Source organism: Aeromonas sp. LsrichE-8G, from assembly GCF_022869435.1.
Lineage (GTDB): Bacteria > Pseudomonadota > Gammaproteobacteria > Enterobacterales > Aeromonadaceae > Aeromonas > Aeromonas caviae.
In genome coordinates this window covers 1-20,565 of the sequence record NZ_JALIHH010000250.1, presented here as the reverse complement: position 1 = coordinate 20,565, position 20,565 = coordinate 1, and the positions used below count along the sequence as shown (strand labels likewise).

Below are 20,565 nucleotides of genomic sequence, written 5' to 3'. Positions count from 1 at the left end.
GTCCCAAATAAAACGAGGCGCCCTTGGGCGCCTCGTTTTATTGCCGCCTGCCTAGCGCACGCTGGAGCAGAAGCTCACGTCATCACGCAGGGGGTCATTGCTCACGCTGTGATAGAGCTCGAAGCAGGGGCCGTCCCCAAAGGCGAGCCCGGCCGCGACGATATCGCCGATGTGCTCCTGCCAGCGCTCCCCGTACTGGCTGCGATCCGTGATGAGATAGCGGGACTGGGCGTAGCGCCCGGCGGGGATGAGCTGAATTTCCACCTCCCCCGCCCCCAGGGTGCCCACCGGTACGCTGATGCCGATGTCGGTGCGACACTGGGCCGGCGGCGTCACCTCGGGGTTGTCGTGGTAGATGAAGATCCACTCTCCCCCTTCCAGGCCACGGGGCGCGGCCCACTGGTGAAGGCGATGGCAGACGGCGTCATACCCTTCGCCATAGGGGCCGGTCACGCGGATATAGGCCAGGGTGCGGGCGTCCATCTCGACGGTGTTCATGGTGTTGCTCCTTGCTGATGAGTGGCCTTCAGCATAAGGGAGTGCCCCTTGCCATGCGTGTCCTGCCTTGCGATCCAGGTGTCCGTTCTTGCCCTTGTCGCGGCGAAACGCCCCCGGAGTGCAACCATAGTGACGACGAAACGCCTTGGCGAAAGCCTGGGAGCTGCCAAGCCCCGCCCCCAGGGCGATGGCGGTGACGCTGGCATCGGTGTAGCAGAGCTGCCAGGCCGCCCGCTGCATCCGCAGGCGGCGGCACATCTCGCCGGGGGCCTCCCCCACCACGGCGGTGAACACCCGGTGGAAGTGGTAGAGGGAGAGGCAGGCGCGACTCGCCAGCGCCTCGATGGAGAGATCCGGATCCTGCTCCAGTGCCCGCAGCACCGGCGTCAGGCGCTCGCGATAGTCGATCATCGGCGCACCCTGGCCATGTAGAGGGCATCCACCAGCACCCCATGACGCAGGCCGTAATCCCGGGCGACGCCCTCCTCCACGAAGCCCGCCTTGCGATAGAGGGCCAGGGCCGCCTGATTGTCGGCCCAGACCGTCAGCTCCACCCGCGTCAAGCCGAGCCAGTTGTCCGCCAGGTCCAGCGCAGCCTGCATCAGGGCGGTGCCCACCCCGCGCCCGGCCCAGTCATCGTGTACCGCCATGCCGATGCTCGCCACGTGGCGGCGGCGGGGGGCCGGCTCCACCATCAGGACCAGCGCACCCGCCACCTCCCCCTCCCACTCCGCCAGCAGGCTGTAGATGCCATCCCGCGGGGTCAGCTTCTGCTCCCACTGCTGCAGGGAGGGGAAGGGAAGTTGCAGGGTGCCCGCCTGGGCATGGGGCATGGCGTGAAGATCACGCAGGGCGGCGGCATCTTCCGGCCCGGCGCGGCGAATGGTGATGGACATGAGACCTCCTGATTGGCTGAATCCCATCTTGCCGCAAGGCTGGCGTCTGTTTCCACCCCCATCAGCGAAACCAATCAAAGGGTTAGGCACACTCCATTGGAGCCGCTCCCCCACTTCCCCTAGTCTGGCGACTCATCACAAGGAGACCCGCCATGACCGACAAGACCCTGCGCAGCGCCAACGGCGCCCCCGTCGTCGACAACAACAACAGCCTCACCGCCGGCCCCCGCGGCCCCGTCCTGATGCAGGACATCTGGTTGATGGAGAAACTCGCCCACTTCGACCGCGAGCGCATTCCCGAGCGGGTGGTGCACGCCAAAGGCTCGGGCGCCTACGGCACCTTCACCGTGACCCACGACATCAGCGCCTTCAGCAAGGCCGACCTGTTCAACGCCGTCGGCAAGCAGACCCCGGTGTTCCTGCGCTTCTCCACCGTGGCCGGCGAGAAGGGGGCCGCCGACGCCGAGCGTGACGTGCGCGGCTTCGCCCTGAAGTTCTACACCGAGCAGGGCAACTGGGATCTGGTGGGCAACAACACCCCGGTGTTCTTCATTCGCGATCCCCTGAAATTCCCCGACTTCATCCACACCCAGAAGCGGGATCCCCGCACCAACCTGCGCAGCGCCACCGCCGCCTGGGACTTCTGGTCCCGCCACCCGGAATCCCTGCACCAGGTCACCATACTGTTCAGTGATCGCGGCATCCCCAGGAGCCTGCGGGAGATGAACGGCTACGGCAGCCACACCTTCAGCTTCATCAACTCGGCCAACGAGCGCTTCTGGGTCAAGTTCCACTTCAAGACCGAGCAGGGCCACCGCTTCTACACCGATGAAGAGGCGGCCACCGTCGTCGGTCAGGACAGAGAGACCAGCCAGGCGGATCTGTTCAACGCCATCGAGCGGGGGGACTTCCCGCGCTGGAAGGTCTATGTGCAGGTGATGCCAGAGGCCGAAGCCCAGACCTACTCGATCCACCCGTTCGACCTCACCAAGGTGTGGCCCCACAAGGACTACCCGCTCATCCCGGTGGGCGTGCTGGAGCTCAACCAGAACCCGGACAACTACTTCGCCCACGTGGAGCAGGCCGCCTTCACCCCGGCCAACGTGGTGCCCGGCATCGGCTTCTCGCCGGATCGCATGTTGCAGGGGCGGCTCTTCTCCTACGGTGACACCCAGCGCTATCGCCTCGGCGTCAACCACGGCCTGCTGCCGGTCAACGCCCCGCGCTGCCCGTTCCACCACGGCGCCCACCGCGACGGCGCCATGCGGGCGGACAGCAACGGTGGCGCCAGCCCCAACTACCAGCCAAACCGCTTCGGCACCCAGCAGCCGAGCGAGCAGCACGAACCGGCCCTGAGTCTGGAAGGGGCTGCCCTGCACTACGATTTTCGTGACTACGACAGCGACTACTACAGCCAGCCGGGGGATCTCTTCCGCCTGATGGACGAGGGACAGCGCGCCCGCCTCGCCGCCAACCTGGCCCGCTCCCTCATCAATGTGGAGGATGACGCCATCGTCGCGGCCCAGCTCAGGCACTTCGAGCAGGCCGACCCCGAGTACGCCAAACGGGTCGAGCTGGCCCTGGCCGCCCTGCAACGCTGAGTCGCAGGCAGCCAACCTCTGCAAAAGCAAAACGGGGGCCTGATGGCCCCCGTTCTCGCATGACGGTCTTTGATGAATGAAAAACGCAGCCCAGGGCTCTGTTGATCAATGCTGTATCCATCCCGGACGCCGCGCCCTCGCGCGCTTCCCTCCTTTGCCAACAAGGGTTTGTACCGCCAGCTCACGACGGCAACGACGTTGTGCACTGGCAGCGCGGCACCATTGTCCACCTGTGGTAATAAACCTGTCTGCGGTAATGCACTTTTAGTCACCAATAAAAACGGAGCCCGAGGCTCCGTTTTTCCATGCCGTATCCATTCCGGACACTGCGCCCTCGCGCGCTTCCCGTACCTTGCCAACAAGGGTTTGTACCGCCAGCTCACGACGGCAACGACGTTGTGTACTGGCAGAGCGGCATCATTATCCACCTGTGGTAATAAACCTGCCTGCAATAATGCTCTTTTAGTCACCAATAAAAACGGAGTCCGAGGCTCCGTTCTTCCATGCCGTATCCATTCCGGACGCAGCGCCCTCGCGCGCTTCCCGTACCCTTGCCAACAAGGGTTTGTACCGCCAGCTTACGACGGCAACGACGTTGTCCACTGGCAGAGCGGCACCATTGTCCACCTGTGGTAATAAACCTGCCTGCGGTAATACACGTTTAGTCACCAATAAAAACGGAGCCCGAGGCTCCGTTGTTCAATGCAGTATCAATCCCGGACGGAACGCGCTTCGCGCTCTGCACGTTCCCGTACCAACAGGCGTTTGTACCACCAGCTGTTGCGACGACGTTGAGTGTTGGAAGAGCGACGAGCCATTTCTGAAGTCCCAGTCAAGAGAGGAAAAGAGCCGCATTATGCGATAGAGGTCACGTCCATGTCTTTAGCTGGATCAAGAAAAGCCTCACTGGCCCACGGTGATGGTGCCGCTCTGCGTCGCCTTGCCAGCCACATCCGACGCCCTTTGTGGCTCGCGCCAGACCAGAGGCCCGTTGCTCTCCTGTTCGTTTTGCGCAGCGCACTCCAGCCAGTCATCACCCTGCCGGATCCGGGCCCCTGCCGAATACTTCTGATCCTGATACCAGCAGACCCGCTCCGGCAGCGATCCCAGCGGCAACACCAGCTCGCTGCCCACTTCCGTCCGCTTCGGTTCTGCCGCCACGCCGATACCGGTCGCACCGCCCAGCAGTGCCAGCAGCAGCCAGCTGCCTGCCCTCTTGCCTGAATTCATGATGTCACTCCTCGCTTGATGAAGAATGGAAGCGACCGGCAACCGCACAAACTTGATTAATAAGCGATGCCCTCTCTGGCATTCCCAAGCCAATATGGTAGCCTGCCAGCGCCTGCCCGCCCGTCTCAGAACCGGGCCAGGAAAATCCGTTGAATTTGTCGGCCCCAGACAAATATAACCTTATTAATCAAATCGTTATTTGGATATTATCCCAATGCGTATCATGCCGTTGCTCCAGGCGGCCTGCCTGAGCCTGATGTTGTCCGCCTGCGTTGCCCCCCTGCTGATGATGAGCCCCACCAGCCAGCTGATGTGGGCCCTGCTCAAACCCCTGGTCGGCTTCGATCCCAACCAGGCCAACCTGTTTGAACAGCCCCTGATCAAGGACCGGATGACCGCCATCCTCGGCCCCAACTACGACAGCACCATGCAGCTGCTCAAGACCGCCAACGAGCTGCAGCAGGAGGGGCCGCTGTTCTACGTGGTCTCCCGCTATGCCCCCATGCCCGAGGTGGCCAAGCAGGCAGGCATGGTCTGGAACTCGCAGACCAACCAGATGTCCGTGATGCTGCTCAAGGGCGACGGCACGCCCCAGGTCTTTGGCGAAAACCTGGCGGCCAGCACTCCGAGCTGGCCCAGCGAGATGCAGAACTGGCAGGCGCAGGGCAATCCGGCAGCCAGTGCGCTCTCCGGTGCCACCAACAGCCTGAGCGGCGCCGCCACCGGCAGCTCGCTTTTCGGCAGCGTGCTGGGTTCCCTGCAGCAGGGCGCCAGCAAGACCATGGCTGACACCACCCAGCAGGTCGTGAACGGCGCCACCACCTCGGCTCAGCAACAAGCCGGCAAGGCAGCCAGCAGTGCCACTGCGACCGTACAACAGCAGGCCACCAAGGCCGTAACCGAACCCGCCAAGCAGGCGGTCAGCAGCGCCACGACCACCGTACAGCAACAGGCCGCCAAGACAGTGACCGAGCCCGCCAAGCAGGCAGTCAGCAGCTCCGCTGCCACCGTGCAGCAACAGGCCACCAAGACAGTGACCGAGCCCGCCAAGCAGGCGGTCAGCAGCGCCGCTGCCACCGTGCAGCAGCAGGCCACCAAGACGGTGACCGAACCCGCCAAGCAGGCGGTCAGCAACGCCACGGCCACCGTGCAACAGCAGGCCGCCAAGGCCGTGACCGAGCCTGCCAAGCAGGCGGTCAGCAACGCCACGGCCACCGCGCAGCAGCAGGCCGCCAAGACGGTGGCAGAGCCTGCCAAGCAGGCAGTCAGCAGTGCCGCTTCCACCGTGCAGCAGCAGGCCACCAAGGCCGTGACCGAACCGGCCAAGCAGGCGGTCAGCAGCGCGGATGCCACCACCGCCGGCAAGGCGGTCGCCGATGCGGCTGCCAAGGCCCAAGCCGCGCGCGCCGCCGCCGAAGCCGAGATGGAAGCTCTACTCAAGTAACCCCTTCCCAGGCCATCGCAAGATGGCCTGGTCGTTTTCCCTGCCCGCTCCCTGGCAGCGGAATTCATGAACTTTTCGGCATAACTCCCTAAACTGGATGAAGACGACTTTTCGCAAGGAGTGCTGCCATGTCGCGTCTGCTCGGTCTGTTTGTCTGCTGCTGTCTGGGGGCCGCCCTGCCCGCCTCGGCGTTCACCTATTACTCCGAGCAGAACATGCCGTTCAACGGCCAGGATGAGAAGGGCAACAGCACCGGCCTGGCGGTAGAGCTGTTGAGACTGATGTGGCAAGAGATGGGGGAGCCGGAGCAACCCATCCACTTCATGCCCTGGGCCAAGGCCTGGTACCTGCTGACCCAGCAGCCGGATGCCGTGCTGTTCACCACGGCCCACACCCGGGCGCGGGATCCCCACTTCCTCTGGGTCTGCCCCATCAGCCACTCGCGGGTGTCGCTGGTGGGCCGCAAGCGGGATGCCCCCAAGGTGACCGGCAAGGCCGATCTGACCAGGCTGCAGATCGGGGTGATGCAGGCGGACGTGGGGGAGCAACTGCTGCTCAACCGGGGCATCAGCCCCGCCAACCTGATGTCGGTGGAGCGCATGGATCAGGTGGTGCGCCAGCTCATCATGGCCCGCACCGATCTGGTGGCCGGCAATGAGGTGATGCTGTTTCATCAGGCCAGGCAGCTCGGTTTTTCGTCCGATACCTTCGTCACCGTCGCCACCCTGGCGGATCAGGACAACTGCTTCGCCTTCAACCCGGCGGCGGACAAACAGCAGGTCGCCCGCCTGCAGCAGGCGCTCGACAAGGTCAGACAGGGGGAAGCCTTCAAGCAGCTCATCGCCCGCTACCAGGATGTGGTGCAGCCACCTCCGGCCGATCACCTGCCGCGAATAGAGTAAGTACCAGATACAAACAGGCCACCCGAAGGTGGCCTGTTTCATGGTGCGAGCCGCTCACTGGAAGTGATGGTCGTGCTCGGACTTCTTGGTCTGGGCGCCCTCGCTGTGCTCGATGGCGGTGCGGATGAGGTCCACCCCGGCCCGGATGATCAGGACCCCCATGTTGACCAGCTTGACGCAGACCCACATGAAGGTGATGAGCAGGATCAGCTTGAGCACTGTCTGGAACGCCTCCAGGAAGTTCTGCTCCAGCTGGCCGGTCAGGCCACTGGCACTGGTCATCAGCCAGGTGTACACCTCGCGCACGAAGGGGATGCGACTCGGCATCTCCAGCACGTCCAGCGCGGCAGGCAGGGCCTGGAAGATGACGATGCTGCCGAACAGGATCAGGATGACACCGATGGCGATGCCCAGAAAAAAACCAAACTGTTTCATGGAAGGTCCCAAGGTTTGCTGCATGGAAATAACATAGCTGCCAATACTAGGGACTGCCTTACCCCACGGCAATCCTTGCGCGCCGGGTCGCCCGCTTGCCACGCCGGCCCGGCCCCGGCGTCCGGCCACAAACCATTGCCCAACTATCTGATTTCTGTGACGCTTGTGCCCATCACCCCCTATCGGTCAGGCCTTCATGTTGCGCCACTGTTTTTTGCTACTCTGCCTCCTGCTGTCGTCACCGCCCCTCCTTGCCGCCCCGACGGCGGCCGTTTGCGTGGTCAAGCACCAGCAGCAGCTGTTGCTGGTGCAAGACAGGGTCTCCTCCCGCTACAGCCTGACCGGTGGCTACATAGATGCAGGGGAGACGCAGCAGCAGGCGGCGCTGCGGGAGTTGTATGAAGAGACCGGTTTGCGAGGCCGGGTCGTCGCCGAGCTGGGGCCATGGCAGCGCGCCCTGTTGTTTGCCTGTCAAACCCTGGAGCCCATCCGCGCACAGACCGGCTCTGGCTTCGTCTCCCTGCTGCTGGCCCCCAATCTGGGCGGCGAGATCCTCAACGCCAGGCTGATCGCGCCGGCCCAGTTGCCGGATGATCAGCGCCGTTTCCCGGCCCAGCTCGACTGGCTAGCCCCCCAACTGGCCGCCATGCCCGACAGCCCCGTGCTCTGGCTGCCCGATTTTCGTGGCGAGGGCAATGCACTGCACCGCATGGAAGTCCCGCTGATCCACCAGCTGCAGACCTGGCTCGGTGCCCAGGTGCGCTGGCTCGAGGTCAGCAACCTGTTCGGTTCAGCCGCCTTTCAGCTTGCCCTGCTACCCTTGCTGCTGCCCTGGCTGGGCTGGCCCCGGGTGCGCCAGCTGCTGCTGGCCATGCTGACCCTCACCCTGCTGGTGCAGCTGGCCAAGGAGGGGATTGGCTGGCCCAGACCCTTCCACCTCGACCCCGCCCTGGCACAGGGCAGCGTCCAGGGCTTTGGCATGCCGAGCGGCCACGCCGCCTCTGCGTTGCTGTTCTGGGGCGTGTTGCTCAGAGGGTGCTGGCCCGCCAGCCCCTGGCGCAGTGCCACCCTGGCCCTGCTGCTGGCCGCCCTGACCGGATTGGCCCGGGTCTGGCTCGGGGTGCACTTCCTGTCGGATGTGGCGGCCGGTTTGCTACTTGGCGCCTTACTGCTGGCCCTGTATCCCCGCCTCGCCGGCCTGGCAGCCAGTCGCCGGGGCTGCGCCGGGCTCACCCTCGCCTGCGCGCTGGCCGCCGGGTGGAGCCAATCCTCGGCGCTGGCAGGCCTGGCCACCTTCAGCCTGGGGCTGACCCTCGGCATGATGTTGCCGCTGCCGCGCACGGCGCCGGCCGGCTGGCGCCTCCCCTTGCTGGCCCTGCTCGGTGGCCTGCCGCTGGGGGCATTGTGGTGGGCGCTGCCGCTCTGGCTGACCAGCTCCTGGCTCATTCTGCTCGGCCAGTGGCTGCTTTATTGTTGCCTGGGGCTCTGGTTGAGCGCCGGTCTCTGGTGGATACTCTCTCTCGTGAATAATGACCCGCTACCCAAGGGCCCAGGCCCTGACAAGGGATTGCTATGAATATGAAAAAAGTGGATTTAGCCAAGATAACCCTGGGAGTGCTGTTTATCAGCCTCCTCATCGTCTCCTGTTTCATGGTGCTGCGCCCCTTCCTGCCCGCGCTGGTGTGGGCCACCATGATCACCATCGCCACCTGGCCACTGATGTTGATGGTGCAGCGCCTGCTGTGGGGCAAGCGCGCCCTGGCGGCCCTCTTCATGACCCTGGTGCTGCTGCTGATGTTCGTCATCCCGCTCTTCATGGCGCTGGCCAACGTGGCGGAGAAGGCGCCCATGCTGATCGAGCTGGGCACCACCATCAGCCACTCCCCGCCCCCCGAGCTGCTCTGGCTGCAGCAGGTGCCGCTGGTGGGCGGCAAGCTTTACGACTTCTGGCAGCAGATCCTGGCGAGCGGTGGTCAGGTGCTGTTTGCCAAGCTGGCCCCCTACTTCGGCCAGACCGCCCGCTGGCTCGCCTCCCAAGCGGGCAACCTGGGGCTGCTGTTCGTCCACTTCCTGCTGACCGTCGGCATCTGCGGCCTGCTCTACCACTCCGGTGAAGTGGTGGCGACCGGCATTCGCCGCTTCGCCCACCGGCTGGCCGGCGAGCGCGGCGACAACGCCACAGTGCTCGCTTCACAGGCGATCCGCGCCGTGGCCATGGGGGTCGTGGTGACCGCCCTGGTGCAATCCTCGGTGGCCGGTATCGGTCTGCTGATTGCCGGCATCCCCTACACCATGATCCTGGTGGTGGTGATGTTCCTGCTGATCGTCGCCCAGATTGGCCCCTTCCCGGTGCTGCTGGCCTGTGTCGGCTACCTCTACTGGAGCGGCGACACCACCTGGGGCACCTTCCTGCTGGTCTGGTCGCTGCTGGCGGGCACCATGGACAACTTCCTGCGTCCCTTCCTGATCAAGCGCGGTGCAGACCTGCCGCTCATCCTGATCCTGGTGGGGGTTATCGGCGGCTTGCTGGCGATGGGGATCATCGGCCTCTTTATCGGTCCCGTGGTGCTGGCGGTGGGCTACACCCTGCTGGATGCCTGGATCAAGGAAGGCGACCAACCGGCGGCGGCCGTGGTGGAAACGCCCAAGGCCCAATAACGATTCAGTAAAAAGACGATTCAGTCTCCATCGCTGATACCAGGAGCCGCCCACAAGGGCGGCTCTTTTGGCTATTGCCGTCCCATGCAGCTTCGATTGGCGAAGCGTGATCGGATGATCGAGATGCCGCTGTTCCGGTATTTCCGTGAGTCAGCGGCATCTGTCAGAGGAGAAATATGGATAGCCGTTATAGCGGGAGAATTGATTTACGCGAACGTCCGATTACGCCTTACGGCTAATCAAACCTACGGGCTGGAGCGAAGCGTAAGCCTGTCCCATCGGAACGAAGTAAAGCGTTTTTGAAGGCATTGTTAGGGAAGGTGCGAATAAGCGGGGAAATTCTTCTCGGCTGACTCAGTCATTTCATTTCTTCATGTTTGAGCCGATTTTTTCTCCCGTAAATGCCTTGAATCAGCCTATTTAGACCGTTTCTTCGCCATTTAAGGCGTTATCCCCAGTTTTTAGTGAGATCTCTCCCACTGACGTATCATCTGGTCCACCCGAAACAGGTTGGCCAGCGTGAATAACATCGCCAGTTGGTTATCGTTTTTCAGCAATCCCTTGTATCTGGCTTTCACGAAGCCGAACTGTCGCTTGATGATGCGAAATGGGTGCTCCACCTTGGCCCGGATGCTGGCTTTCATGTATTCGATGTTGATGGCCGTTTTGTTCTTGCGTGGATGCTGTTTCAAGGTTCTTACCTTGCCGGGGCGCTCGGCGATCAGCCAGTCCACATCCACCTCGGCCAGCTCCTCGCGCTGTGGCGCCCCTTGGTAGCCGGCATCGGCTGAGACAAATTGCTCCTCTCCATGCAGCAGATTACCCAGCTGATTGAGGTCATGCTCGTTGGCCGCGGTGGTGACTAGGCTGTGGGTCAGGCCACTCTTGGCATCGACACCAATGTGGGCCTTCATGCCAAAGTGCCACTGATTGCCTTTCTTGGTCTGATGCATCTGCGGATCGCGTTGCTGCTCTTTGTTCTTGGTCGAGCTGGGAGCCTCAATGATGGTGGCATCGACCAAGGTGCCTTGGGTCATCATGACGCCTGCTTCGGCCAGCCAGCGATTGATGGTCTTGAACAATTGGCGGGCCAGTTGATGCTGCTCCAGCAGGTGGCGGAAATTCATGATGGTGGTGCGGTCCGGCAAGGCGCTATCCAGGGATAACCGGGCAAACAGACGCATGGAGGCGATTTCGTACAGAGCATCTTCCATCGCGCCATCGCTCAGGTTGTACCAATGCTGCATGCAGTGAATGCGTAACATGGTTTCCAGCGGATAAGGTCGCCGGCCATTACCAGCCTTGGGGTAAAACGGCTCGATGACTTCCACCATGTTTTGCCATGGCAGGATCTGCTCCATGCGGGACAAGAAAATCTCTTTTCTGGTCTGACGGCGCTTACTGCTGAATTCACTGTCGGCGAAGGTAAGTTGATGACTCATGATGAACCCTGTTCCATGGCTCCAGATGACAAACATGATCTCATATCAGGGACTTGTTCGCACCTTCCTTAATCAAATTGCGTTGAGTAATAGACTATCTGTCGCATGGATGGCGAACAAATGATCGATTTCCCGTAAAAGTGATAAGTGGAGCTAATCAATGGTGTTCAAACAGTGGCCCCCGCTCAACGTGCTGCGGGGCTTTGAGGCGGCGGCCAGACTCGGCAGTTTTCATCAGGCGGCGCAGGAGCTGCACCTGACCCAGTCCGCCATCAGCCAGCAGATCCGCTCGCTGGAGGAGCTGCTGGGCCAGCCGCTGTTTCACCGGCAGGGGCGCTCGGTCACCCTCACCGATGCGGGGCAGGATCTGCTGGAGACCACCCAGAGCGTGCTGTTGCAGCTGGCGATGGGGATCGAGCGGCTGGAGCAGTACCGCAAGCCGAACCAGCTGGTGCTCAACACCAGCACAGCCATCGCCCGCCACTGGCTGCTCCCGCGGCTGGGGGCGTTTCATCGCGCCCATCCCGAGGTCGATCTCTGGCTGTTCACCAGCGACGAAGAGCCCGACATGGCCGAGCAGACCATCGATCTCGCCCTGCGCTGGGAGCTGGCCCCCCAGGCCGAGTGTCGTCACCAGCTGCTGCTGACAGACCGCCTGCTGCCGGTGGCCGCCCCCGCCGTGCTGGCGTTGCCGGCGGCAGAGCGCACCACATTGCACGGGGAGCGGGTGCTGGACTGGCACCACTGGACCCTCAAGGGCGGGGAAGATCTGCAGCTGCAGACCTGGGGGCTCAACTTCTCCGATCCCGGTCTCTTGCTGGACGCCGCCTGCCAGGGGCTCGGCATCGCCCTGGTGAGCGAGCGGCTCTCCCGTCCCGCCCGTCAGCAGGGGCAGCTGTTGCCGCTCTCCACCCACAGGGTCAAGGGGCCGCAGTGGCATCTGCTGGTACATCAGGAGAGCGAGACCATGCCGGAGTGCCGCGCCTTCTGTCGCTGGCTTGAGTTGCAGTTTGCCGACCCCGCTCCCGCCGAGAATGGTTTGCCATCCCTCTGAGGCAGGTCACTGAATCGGGCCCGCAAGGGTGGTTAAATGGGCGTTCGTCTCTTTGCCGGATCTTGTCGTGACCATCCTGTCCGCCTCCATGCCGCCAGCCCGGGCCTGGCCTGACTATCTGCAAGCCTCCTGGCTGCGCTGCGCCCACCAGACCAGCGCCACCCTCTGGCATCCGCCCCACAGCGCCAAGGGGCAGACCTTGCAGAGCCTGCGCCAGCGCAAGCGCGACCTGCTCACCACCGGCGAGATGGCACTCGAGGATCTCTACGAATTTATGGAGGGGCGCCCCTGCGCCCTGCTGCTCACCGACGAGAGCGGCTGCCTGCTGGCCCAGACCGGCCACCCCGATACCCTGCGTGAGCTGGCGACGCTGGGGTTTGGCCCCGGCGCCTTCTTCAGCGAGGGGCGCATCGGCACCAATGCCATCAATCTGGCGGCGCTGGAAGGGATGCCGCTCTGCGTCAGCGGCCCCCAGCACTTCAACCAGACCCTCCACCCCTGGCACTGCTGCGCCAGCCCGGTCTACAACAGCAACGGCCGTCAGGTCGCCATCATGGCGCTGACCTGCAAGGTGGAGGAGGCGAGCGCCGGCGATCTGGCGCTCACCGTCAGCGCCGGGCGCGAGCTGGCCCACCTGCTGCAGATGGAGACCCTGATGCAGGAGTCCCAGCACCACCTGAGCGAGCTCTACGCCCTGCTGGACGGCATGGATGATGGTGTGCTGGCCTGGGATCCGCAGGGCCGGCTGCGCTACCTCAACGCGCTGGCGGCCAATCGGCTACGGCTCGATCCGGCGCTCTGTCTCGGCCAGCCACTGGAGCAGCACCTGCTGCTGCCCCAGCGGTTGCAGCTCGCCATCAAGGGGCAGACCCCGCTCAGCCATGTGGAGGTGACGCTGGAGAAGCTAGGCGCTCAGGAGGGGGTGTTCATCAATGCGCTGGTGAGCCTCAAGCCACTACCCGGGCCGGACGGGGTCAGTTTTATCGCCCTGCTGCACCCGGTCGATCGGCTGCGGGCCATCAGTCAGCTGCGCCAGACGGTACCCGAGCTGTCGGCGCTGGTGGGCGAATCGAGCGCCATGCGCAAGCTGCTGCGTTACGCCCGGCAGGCGGCCCAAAGCCAGGGGCCGATACTGCTGCGCGGCGAGGAGGAGGTGGGCAAGGCCCAGCTGGCGGAGGCCATTCATTTTAGCAGCGAACGGGCCGCCGGGCCGCTCATCACCCTCAACTGTCAGGCCCTGCCGAGCGAGCGGATGGCGCTGGAGCTGATGGGCTCTGACGAGGCCGGGCAGGAGCGGGCTGGCAAGTTCGAGCTGGCCCACGGCGGCACGCTAGTGCTGGAGCAGGTGGAGTGCCTCTCTGCCCCCATGCAGGCGGCGCTGCTGCAACTGCTCAAGACAGGTCGCCTGCAGCGCTTCGACTCGGCCCGTATCCTGCCGCTCAAGGTGCGGATCATCGCCACCAGCAGCGCCCCGCTGGAGCAGAAGGTGCAGGAGGGGCACTTCGGCCGCCAGCTGCTCTATGCCCTGCAGGCGTGCGAGCTGTGGCTGCCAGGCCTGCGCGAGCGCAGCGCCGATCTGCCCGGTCTCATCAGCCAGCAGCTGGCTGCGCAGGGGCGCGAGCCGGTGCGCCAGTTCAGTCCGGCGGCCCTCGATTGCCTGCTCGCCTATCCCTGGCCCGGCAATCTGGGGGAGCTGCGCAGCGCCATCGAGCATGCCCTGCTTCACGCCGGTCAGGGGCCAATCCCGCCGGAGGCGCTGCCGGCCGCCATTCGGCACGGTTATCAGCGGGTGGCGGACGAGGTGGTGGGGCAGCCGCTGCTCACCCTGGCGGAGCTGGAACGTCAGGCCATTTTGCGCTGCGCCCACGCCTGCAAGGGGCAGGTGAGCCAGATGGCCCAGCATCTTGGCATCAGCCGCACCACCCTCTGGCGGCGGCTCAAGCTGCTCGAGATCGATCCTGCCAACTACCACGGCTGACGCCAGTCCGAGCCATTGCATATCGGTTCGCAGAACATGAAAAAGGCCCCGCAGATGCGGGGCCGTTTTTATATGGCAAGGTCAGCCGTGGCGCGGTTACAGCCCCAGCTGGTGAGCGGTGACGATGGCCGCCAGCACATCCTCGGCGGTGACCTTGAACGGCATGTTGTGGATGGTCTCCCCTTCCGCAGTAGAGGCCTTGGCCACCTCCATCAGGCGCGCCATGTCCAGCTCCTTGACCCCCATCATATGCAGGTTGGTGGGCAAACCGATCGAGCGGCAGAAGGCCAGCACCGTCTCGATCTCCGCCATGGGAGCGTTCTCCAGCACCAGCTGCACCAGGGTACCGAACGCCACCTTCTCACCGTGGTAGAGGTGGTGACACTCGGCAAGCTGGGTCAGGCCGTTGTGAACCGCGTGGGCGGCGGCCAGACCGCTGCTCTCGAAGCCGATACCGCTCAGATAGGTGTTGGCCTCGATGATGTTCTCCACCGCCTTGGTGCAGAGCCCCTGCTCCACCGCCAGCTTGGCCTTGTAGCCATCGGCCAGCAGGGTCTTGTAGCAGAGCTCGGCGATGGCCTGGGCCGCCAGGGTGGAGGCGCCACCGGCCATGGTCTGGCAACCGGACACCTTGTTGGCGCGCGCCTCGAAGTAGGTGGAGAGCGCATCCCCCATGCCGGAGACCAACAGCCGCACCGGGGCGCGGGCGACCACGCCGGTATCCATGATGACCATGTTGGGGTTGGTCGGGATCATCAGGTATTCGCTGAACTGCCCTTCCGGGGTGTAGATGACCGCCAGCGCGCTGGTGGGGGCATCGGTGGAGGCGATGGTCGGCACTATGACCACCGGCACCTGCTGGTAGAAGGCGACCGACTTGGCGGTATCCAGCGTCTTGCCGCCGCCGATGCCAATGATGACGTCAAACGGCGTCTGCTTACAGCGGGCCAGCAGGCGGTCAATCTCGGGGCGGGAGCATTCGCCGTTGAAGCAGTCGAACTCGGGCTGGATGCCTGCCCCGTGGAAGCTGGTGGCCACGGTATCGCCAACGAGCTTGGTGACGAAGGCGTCGGCCAGGATCAGCGGCTTGGCGCCGAGCGCCTTGACGTAGTTGCCGATGTTGGCGAGGGCCCCGTTGCCTTGCACGTATTTGCTGGGGCTGATGATGATGCGGTCCATATTTTATCCCTCTCTATTTATTTCGTAAGACTTCTTTTGAAACTAAAGGAGGCGAAGGGGCGGCAGTGCCGGGGACTCCTTCGTCTTTCACTTGCATGACAGCGCCTTGAAGCAGGCAGGTCAGTCGCCGAAGCGCTCCGCTGCCAGTTGCTGGAAGCAGGCCAAGGCGGCCTCGGCATCCTCCCCACGCGCCAACAGGGTGAGCGTGTCGCCCTGGCGCACGTCGAGCATGGTGAGCCGGGTCAGACTGCGGGGGTTGGCCTCTTTCTCCCCCTTCTGCAACTTGAGTTCGGCGGCAAAGGGCTTGAGAGCGGCCACCAGGCGGGCGGCGGGGCGCACGTGCAGGCCGTGGGGATTGTCTACCACCACCTCGCAGCGCAGCCAGCCGTCGTCAGGGGCTGGAGCGGCTTCAACGGCCTGCGGCTCCGCCTTGCCCGGCAGCATCGCCTGTTTCGGGCCCAGCGCGCCGAGCGCCTCGGCGGCGACCTCGTCCAGCGTCAGGCCAGAACCGGCCGCCACCACGGCGGCCAGGGTGCCCTCGACCAGCGGGGCCGGGCAGAGCCGCACCCGGGCACTCAGCTCCGGGGGCAGCAACTCGAGGGCGGTCTCGGCGCTCAGCAGGGCGCTGCCGAGATCCATCAGCACCAGCACGCCGCTGCCGTCATCCGCTTCTTCAATCGCACTCATCACGGCGATGGCGTCGGTGCCGATGGGGTGGTCGGGGTCATCGACCCCGGCCGCCAGCAACAGCTTCGCCGGGCTGCCCAGCTGATCGGCCAGCGCTTTCAAGCCGGCCGCCAGCATGGCGCTGTGAGAGACCACTACGATTCCGATCATGTCTACAACCTCGCTCTGTCACGCAGGGCGGTCAGCAGCAGCAGGGTCGAGGTGGCCCCGGCATCCTGATGGCCGATACTGCGCTCGCCAAGATAGCTGGCGCGCCCCTTGCGAGCCTGCATCTGGATGGTGGCCTCGGTGCCAGCCGCGGCGGCCGCTACCGCCTTGTCCAGCGCCTCGGGCAGTGGCAAGCCTTGTTGCTCCGCCTGTTGCAGGGCGGCCAGGGCTGGCCACCAGGCATCGCACATGGTCTTGTCACCCGGCTCGGCACGGCCGCGCGAGACGATCCCCTCCACCCCGTCGCTCAGCATCTTGCCGAGCTGGCCGAGGGTCAGGCTCTGGCATGCATCGCTGCTGGCCGCAGCCCGGATGAAGAAGGTGCCGTAGAGCGGGCCGCTGGCGCCGCCGACCGAGGAGAGCAGGGTCATGCCGGTGGTTTTCAGCACCTGGCCGATGTCTTTGTCCGCCACCGCCGGCAGCTTCTCGGCCACCTTGGCGAAGCCGCGTTGCATGTTGAGGCCGTGGTCGCCGTCGCCGATGTCGGTATCCAGCGCCGTGAGGTAGTCACGCTGCTCGGTGAAGATGTGCTCGCAGTCGAGCAGCCAGTTGACGATTTGATGCTTGCTTAACATGAATATTCCTCAGCAGCCGCGGCGCAGGGCGGGGGTGTGAACGGGGGCATCCCACAGGGTCATCAGCTCGTCATCCGCCTTGAGCAGGGTGATGGAGATGCCGGTCATGTCGAGGGAGGTGCAGTAGGGGCCGATCAGGTTGCGCACCAGATGGATGCCCGCCTCTTCGCACAGGGTTGCAAGACGGCCATAGACGCCGTAGAGCTCGGAGATCGGAGTGCCCCCCAGGCTGTTGACCAGCGCGATGACCCGGTCACCCTTGTTGAACGGCTCGATAAAGGTGTGCTCCTCCTGCCAGCTGCCGGAGGCTCTGTCCCAGTGGCGCAGGGTGCGGCCATAGGGGCGGTTGTCGACCAGCTCCTTGAACATGTCGTCCACCAGGGCGTTGAGGTCGGTGAAGGGGCGGCGTTCGATGCCCGGCTCGCCGTGGATGCCGACGCCAAACTCCACCTCATTGTCCGCCAGGGTGAAGGAGGGCTTGCCGGCAGCAGGAACTGTGCAGGCATGCATGGCGACCCCTATGGTGCGGCTCTGGTTGTTGACGCGACGGGCCAGCGCCTCGCAGCGCGCCAGATCGTAGCCCGCCTCGGCGGCTGCACCGACCAGTTTCTCGCACAGCACGGTCGTGGCAACGCCACGGCGACCGGCGGTATAGAGGCTGTCTTTCACCGCCACGTCGTCATCGATCAGGGCGAACCCAACCTTGACACCATCACCGTGTAGCAGCTCGACCGCAGTCTCGAAATTGAGCACGTCGCCGGTGTAGTTCTTCACCAGAAACAGCACGCCAGCGCCGCCATCGACGGCCTGACCACACTCGTACATCTGATCCGGCGTGGGCGAGGTGAAGATCTCGCCGGGGCAGGCACCATCCAGCATCCCCTTGCCCACCAGGCCACCGTGCATCGGCTCGTGGCCGCTGCCACCGCCGGAAACCAGCGCCACCTTGCCCATCACGGGAGCATCGGCACGGGTGATGAAGTGGGGCTCGATACGCACCTTGAGCTCGGGGTGGGCGGCGGCCATCCCCATCAGCTGTTCACGGACCACGGCATCGACGGCATTGATCAGTTTCTTCATGGCTCACTCCTTAGCTTGCCACCGCTCGGGTGGGCAAATGGTTGATGGAGCCAGTCTAACGGCAGAAAAGAGGATAAAAATGACGGGCTGTTTGGTTCGGATTTGAAACAGCAGAAGAGGGGTTGGTGTTTCAATCTGAAACGAGCGGATGGGGAAGATCCGGGAAAGTGTTAGCCGCCTCACAGCCATGAAAAAGGGCCCCGCAGGGCCCTTCTCGATAGCGTGAGGATTAGATGGCCCAGCCACCGGCGTAGAAGATCACCAGGGCCACGGCGATGATGACGGTGCCGATGTTGAGCTTCTTCCACTCGGCGGCAAACAGGCGGCCGACCACCAGGGCCACGAAGCCCAACATGATGCCGGTGACGATGTTGCAGGTGAGCACGATGAAGACGGCGCACAGCATGCCGGAGAGGGCATCGACCGAGTCGTTGAAGTCCAGCTTGGTGACGTTGCCCAGCATCAGCAGGCCCACATACATCAGGGCCGGTGCGGTGGCGTAGGCCGGTACCAGATAGCTCAGCGGGGAGAGGAAGATCATCAGCAGGAAGAGCACGCCGACCAGGGTGGCGGTCAGACCTGTCTTGCCGCCGGCAGCGGTCCCTGCGGCAGATTCGATGTAGACGGCAGCCGGAGCACCACCTACCACGCCCGCCACCATGCTGCTGACGGAGTCCGCAGTCAGGGCCTTGCCACCGCTGATGATGTGACCACGCTCGTTGATGAGGCCAGCCTGACCGGCCACGGCACGGATGGTGCCGGTGGCGTCAAACACGGCGGTCATCACCAGCGCCAACACGGTCGGAATCACCACCGGATTGAGGGCGCCCAGCAGATCCATGCTGCCCACCAGGGAGCCATTCTCGCCACTCAGGCTCGGCATGGCGAAGAAGCCCTGCCAGGTCACTTTCGGATCGAAGATGAGGCCGAGGATAGAGATGGCGATGATCACCATCAGGATGCCGCCCGGCACCTTGCGGCGCTCCAGGCCGAAGATGGCAGCCAGACCCAGCACCGTCATGATGACCGGGAAGGCAGTGATCTCGCCGAGCTGCACCGGCAGGCCAGCCCCTTCATTCTTGATCACCATGCCGACCCCGTTGGTGGCGATCAGCAGCAGGAACAGGCCGATACCGATGCCGGTACCGTGGGCGATGCCGGAGGGAAGGTTGTCCAGGATCCACTGGCGCACGCCGGTGACACTGATCAGGGTGAACAGCACCCCCATCAGGAAGATGGCGCCCAGCGCGACCGGAATGCTCAGCCCCTGACCCAGCACCAGGCTGAAGGCGGTAAAGGCGGTGAGAGAGATGGCACAACCGATGGCCATCGGCAGCTTGGCCCAGAGCCCCATCAGCAGGGAGCCGAAGGCGGCGATCAGACAGGTCGCCACAAACACCGGGCCCTGCTCAAAACCGGCTGCGCCCAGCATGTTCGGCACGACGATGATGCTGTAGACCATCGCCAGGAAGGTGGTCAACCCGGCCAGCAGCTCCTGTCGCACCGTGCTGCCACGCTGGCTGATGGAGAAATAGGAATCCAGAAACCCGCCATTGCCGGCGCGGGCCGTCGTTTGTTGCGTTGCCATAGTTCATCCTGAAAGTGTGAAGGAAATCGTTTGCTTGCTGGCGCGCAAAATAGCAAGAATTTGGCGAGATTGCAGCGGATAAGCCTCCATTTCCCCGAAGTTTTTCATAAAAGGGCTCGTTGGAGGCCTCATTTTCCATGAGAGCGGCCCATCCCAAGCTTCTACACTCTTAGCTAGCCACGTTCCCATCTACCGGAGAGAAGCCCATGCACACAGGCAACCTGCTTGGCCAGATCCCCTCCCCCCTGCCCAGTGAAGTGTTCGCGGATCTGGTCAGTACCAACAATGTTCGTATCGAGCGCATCCTCTCCCAGGGGCAGCAGACCCCTACCGGAGAGTGGTTCGATCAGGATGAACACGAATGGGTATTGCTGGTGCAGGGAGAGGCCATCCTGGTCTTCATCACACCGGATACCGGGGTACAGGAACGCGTCCATCTGGGGCCGGGGGATTACATCAACATCCCGGCGCACCTTCAGCACAGGGTGGAGTGGACCCATCCGACCGAGACAACCGTCTGGCTCTGCGTCTATTACTAGCAAGCTCACGGCTCAAGAAGGCAATGCTTCTGCTGCGAAGATCGAAGAGGAGACCGTGGAGACGAAAAAAAGCCCAGTCTGTCGACTGGGCTTCTTGTTAGTGGCATAACGGACGCAGAGACGGACAAAATCCGGCTCAAGCACAAGGAACAACAGACCGGGACAAAGTTGCCAGTGGCAAGTCACAGCCTTGGTGGTTGCCTCTTGTTTCCTGAGATCTTATCCAGACGCCAGAAAGCAAAAAGGCCTTCCCGTCAGGGAAGGCCTTTCAATTTAGTGGCGGAGCGGACGGGACTCGAACCCGCGACCCCCGGCGTGACAGGCCGGTATTCTAACCGACTGAACTACCGCTCCGCATTCGGTTAGCTTTCGCTAAATCTTTTGCTGCTTGTTTGTGAGGTGTCATCCTCGCAGCCAGCCATGTGATTCTTCACATCACCGTTTAATTGGGTGCCTGGCAGTGTCCTACTCTCGCATGGCGAATGCCACACTACCATCGGCGCTACAGCGTTTCACTTCTGAGTTCGGCATGGGGTCAGGTGGTTCCACTGCGCTATTGCCGCCAGGCAAAA

At 63.6% G+C, this 20,565-nt stretch carries 18 protein-coding genes, 1 tRNA gene and 1 rRNA gene; 8 read left to right on the top strand and 12 right to left on the bottom strand.

From position 1 onward, the window contains the following. Positions 1-51: 51 nt before the first annotated feature. The gene (locus tag MUW49_RS20690; protein ID WP_244813144.1) at positions 52-909 is read right to left on the bottom strand and encodes a helix-turn-helix domain-containing protein; all 858 of its coding nucleotides are present in this window, start codon (positions 907-909) and stop codon (positions 52-54) included. Then, complete coding sequence (locus MUW49_RS20685) at positions 906-1,394, bottom strand: GNAT family N-acetyltransferase (RefSeq protein WP_010675925.1); 489 nt, start codon at positions 1,392-1,394, stop codon at positions 906-908. Before MUW49_RS20685 ends, MUW49_RS20690 begins: the two co-directional genes overlap by 4 nt. A gap of 152 nt (positions 1,395-1,546) precedes the next feature. Between MUW49_RS20685 and MUW49_RS20680 the strand changes: the two genes are divergently transcribed. Continuing rightward, positions 1,547-2,995 carry a catalase gene (locus MUW49_RS20680; RefSeq protein WP_109112078.1) on the top strand — a complete coding sequence of 483 codons (1,449 nt, stop codon included), beginning with the start codon at positions 1,547-1,549 and terminating at the stop codon, positions 2,993-2,995. Between the two features lie 903 nt (positions 2,996-3,898). Here MUW49_RS20680 and MUW49_RS20675 read toward each other — a convergent pair. Continuing rightward, positions 3,899-4,225: a YnjH family protein gene (locus tag MUW49_RS20675; protein WP_065017560.1), complete on the bottom strand. Its 327-nt coding sequence runs from the start codon at positions 4,223-4,225 to the stop codon at positions 3,899-3,901. Between the two features lie 214 nt (positions 4,226-4,439). Here MUW49_RS20675 and MUW49_RS20670 point away from each other — a divergent pair, with 214 nt between their 5' ends. Next, positions 4,440-5,669, top strand: a complete 1,230-nt coding sequence (locus MUW49_RS20670) for a hypothetical protein (protein ID WP_113978865.1) — start codon at positions 4,440-4,442, stop codon at positions 5,667-5,669. Positions 5,670-5,797: 128 nt separating this feature from the next. Then, the gene (locus tag MUW49_RS20665) at positions 5,798-6,571 is read left to right on the top strand and encodes a transporter substrate-binding domain-containing protein (RefSeq protein WP_017787909.1); all 774 of its coding nucleotides are present in this window, start codon (positions 5,798-5,800) and stop codon (positions 6,569-6,571) included. Positions 6,572-6,625: 54 nt separating this feature from the next. Here MUW49_RS20665 and MUW49_RS20660 read toward each other — a convergent pair whose 3' ends face one another. Continuing rightward, the gene (locus MUW49_RS20660) at positions 6,626-7,006 is read right to left on the bottom strand and encodes a hypothetical protein (RefSeq protein ID WP_161957736.1); all 381 of its coding nucleotides are present in this window, start codon (positions 7,004-7,006) and stop codon (positions 6,626-6,628) included. Positions 7,007-7,202: 196 nt separating this feature from the next. On the opposite strand from MUW49_RS20660, the gene MUW49_RS20655 reads away from it, so the two are divergent. Together MUW49_RS20655 and ydiK are read left to right on the top strand one after the other, a co-directional pair. Continuing rightward, positions 7,203-8,582 (top strand): bifunctional NUDIX hydrolase/phosphatase PAP2 family protein, encoded by a 1,380-nt coding sequence (locus MUW49_RS20655; RefSeq protein ID WP_113978862.1) that lies wholly within the window; start codon positions 7,203-7,205, stop codon positions 8,580-8,582. Continuing rightward, the gene (gene ydiK, locus MUW49_RS20650) at positions 8,579-9,664 is read left to right on the top strand and encodes an AI-2E family transporter YdiK (RefSeq protein WP_161957735.1); all 1,086 of its coding nucleotides are present in this window, start codon (positions 8,579-8,581) and stop codon (positions 9,662-9,664) included. The genes MUW49_RS20655 and ydiK overlap by 4 nt, the downstream gene beginning before the upstream one ends. Before the next feature lie 461 nt (positions 9,665-10,125). On the opposite strand, the gene MUW49_RS20645 is transcribed toward ydiK, so the two are convergent. Further along, positions 10,126-11,106 (bottom strand): IS5-like element IS5 family transposase, encoded by a 981-nt coding sequence (locus MUW49_RS20645; RefSeq protein ID WP_223956491.1) that lies wholly within the window; start codon positions 11,104-11,106, stop codon positions 10,126-10,128. A gap of 160 nt (positions 11,107-11,266) precedes the next feature. On the opposite strand from MUW49_RS20645, the gene MUW49_RS20640 reads away from it, so the two are divergent. Together MUW49_RS20640 and dhaR are read left to right on the top strand one after the other, a co-directional pair. Then, positions 11,267-12,160, top strand: a complete 894-nt coding sequence (locus tag MUW49_RS20640) for a LysR family transcriptional regulator (protein WP_244813142.1) — start codon at positions 11,267-11,269, stop codon at positions 12,158-12,160. A 67-nt stretch (positions 12,161-12,227) separates the two neighbouring features. Next, positions 12,228-14,138: a dihydroxyacetone kinase operon transcriptional regulator DhaR gene (gene dhaR / locus MUW49_RS20635; RefSeq protein WP_193550745.1), complete on the top strand. Its 1,911-nt coding sequence runs from the start codon at positions 12,228-12,230 to the stop codon at positions 14,136-14,138. Positions 14,139-14,234: 96 nt separating this feature from the next. Here the strand turns inward: dhaR and MUW49_RS20630 are convergent, their stop codons facing one another. The 5 genes from MUW49_RS20630 to MUW49_RS20610 form a co-directional block, all read right to left on the bottom strand. Then, positions 14,235-15,317 carry a glycerol dehydrogenase gene (locus MUW49_RS20630; protein ID WP_113978711.1) on the bottom strand — a complete coding sequence of 361 codons (1,083 nt, stop codon included), beginning with the start codon at positions 15,315-15,317 and terminating at the stop codon, positions 14,235-14,237. 120 nt (positions 15,318-15,437) lie between these two features. Further along, entirely contained in the window at positions 15,438-16,154 is a 717-nt protein-coding gene (gene dhaM / locus MUW49_RS20625) for a dihydroxyacetone kinase phosphoryl donor subunit DhaM (RefSeq protein ID WP_113978713.1), read from the bottom strand. 2 nt (positions 16,155-16,156) lie between these two features. After that, positions 16,157-16,786: a dihydroxyacetone kinase subunit DhaL gene (dhaL, locus tag MUW49_RS20620; protein WP_005306235.1), complete on the bottom strand. Its 630-nt coding sequence runs from the start codon at positions 16,784-16,786 to the stop codon at positions 16,157-16,159. 9 nt (positions 16,787-16,795) lie between these two features. Then, positions 16,796-17,866, bottom strand: a complete 1,071-nt coding sequence (gene dhaK / locus MUW49_RS20615; protein ID WP_113978714.1) for a dihydroxyacetone kinase subunit DhaK — start codon at positions 17,864-17,866, stop codon at positions 16,796-16,798. 229 nt (positions 17,867-18,095) lie between these two features. Beyond that, positions 18,096-19,454, bottom strand: coding sequence for an NCS2 family permease (locus tag MUW49_RS20610; protein ID WP_010675944.1), 1,359 nt, complete (start codon positions 19,452-19,454; stop codon positions 18,096-18,098). Positions 19,455-19,660: 206 nt separating this feature from the next. On the opposite strand from MUW49_RS20610, the gene MUW49_RS20605 reads away from it, so the two are divergent. After that, complete coding sequence (locus tag MUW49_RS20605) at positions 19,661-19,993, top strand: cupin domain-containing protein (protein WP_010675945.1); 333 nt, start codon at positions 19,661-19,663, stop codon at positions 19,991-19,993. Positions 19,994-20,270: 277 nt separating this feature from the next. Here the strand turns inward: MUW49_RS20605 and MUW49_RS20600 are convergent. Then, positions 20,271-20,347: transfer RNA gene (locus tag MUW49_RS20600), tRNA-Asp, on the bottom strand. Positions 20,348-20,445: 98 nt separating this feature from the next. Next, a 5S ribosomal RNA gene (gene rrf / locus MUW49_RS20595) occupies positions 20,446-20,560 on the bottom strand. Positions 20,561-20,565 lie beyond the last annotated feature (5 nt).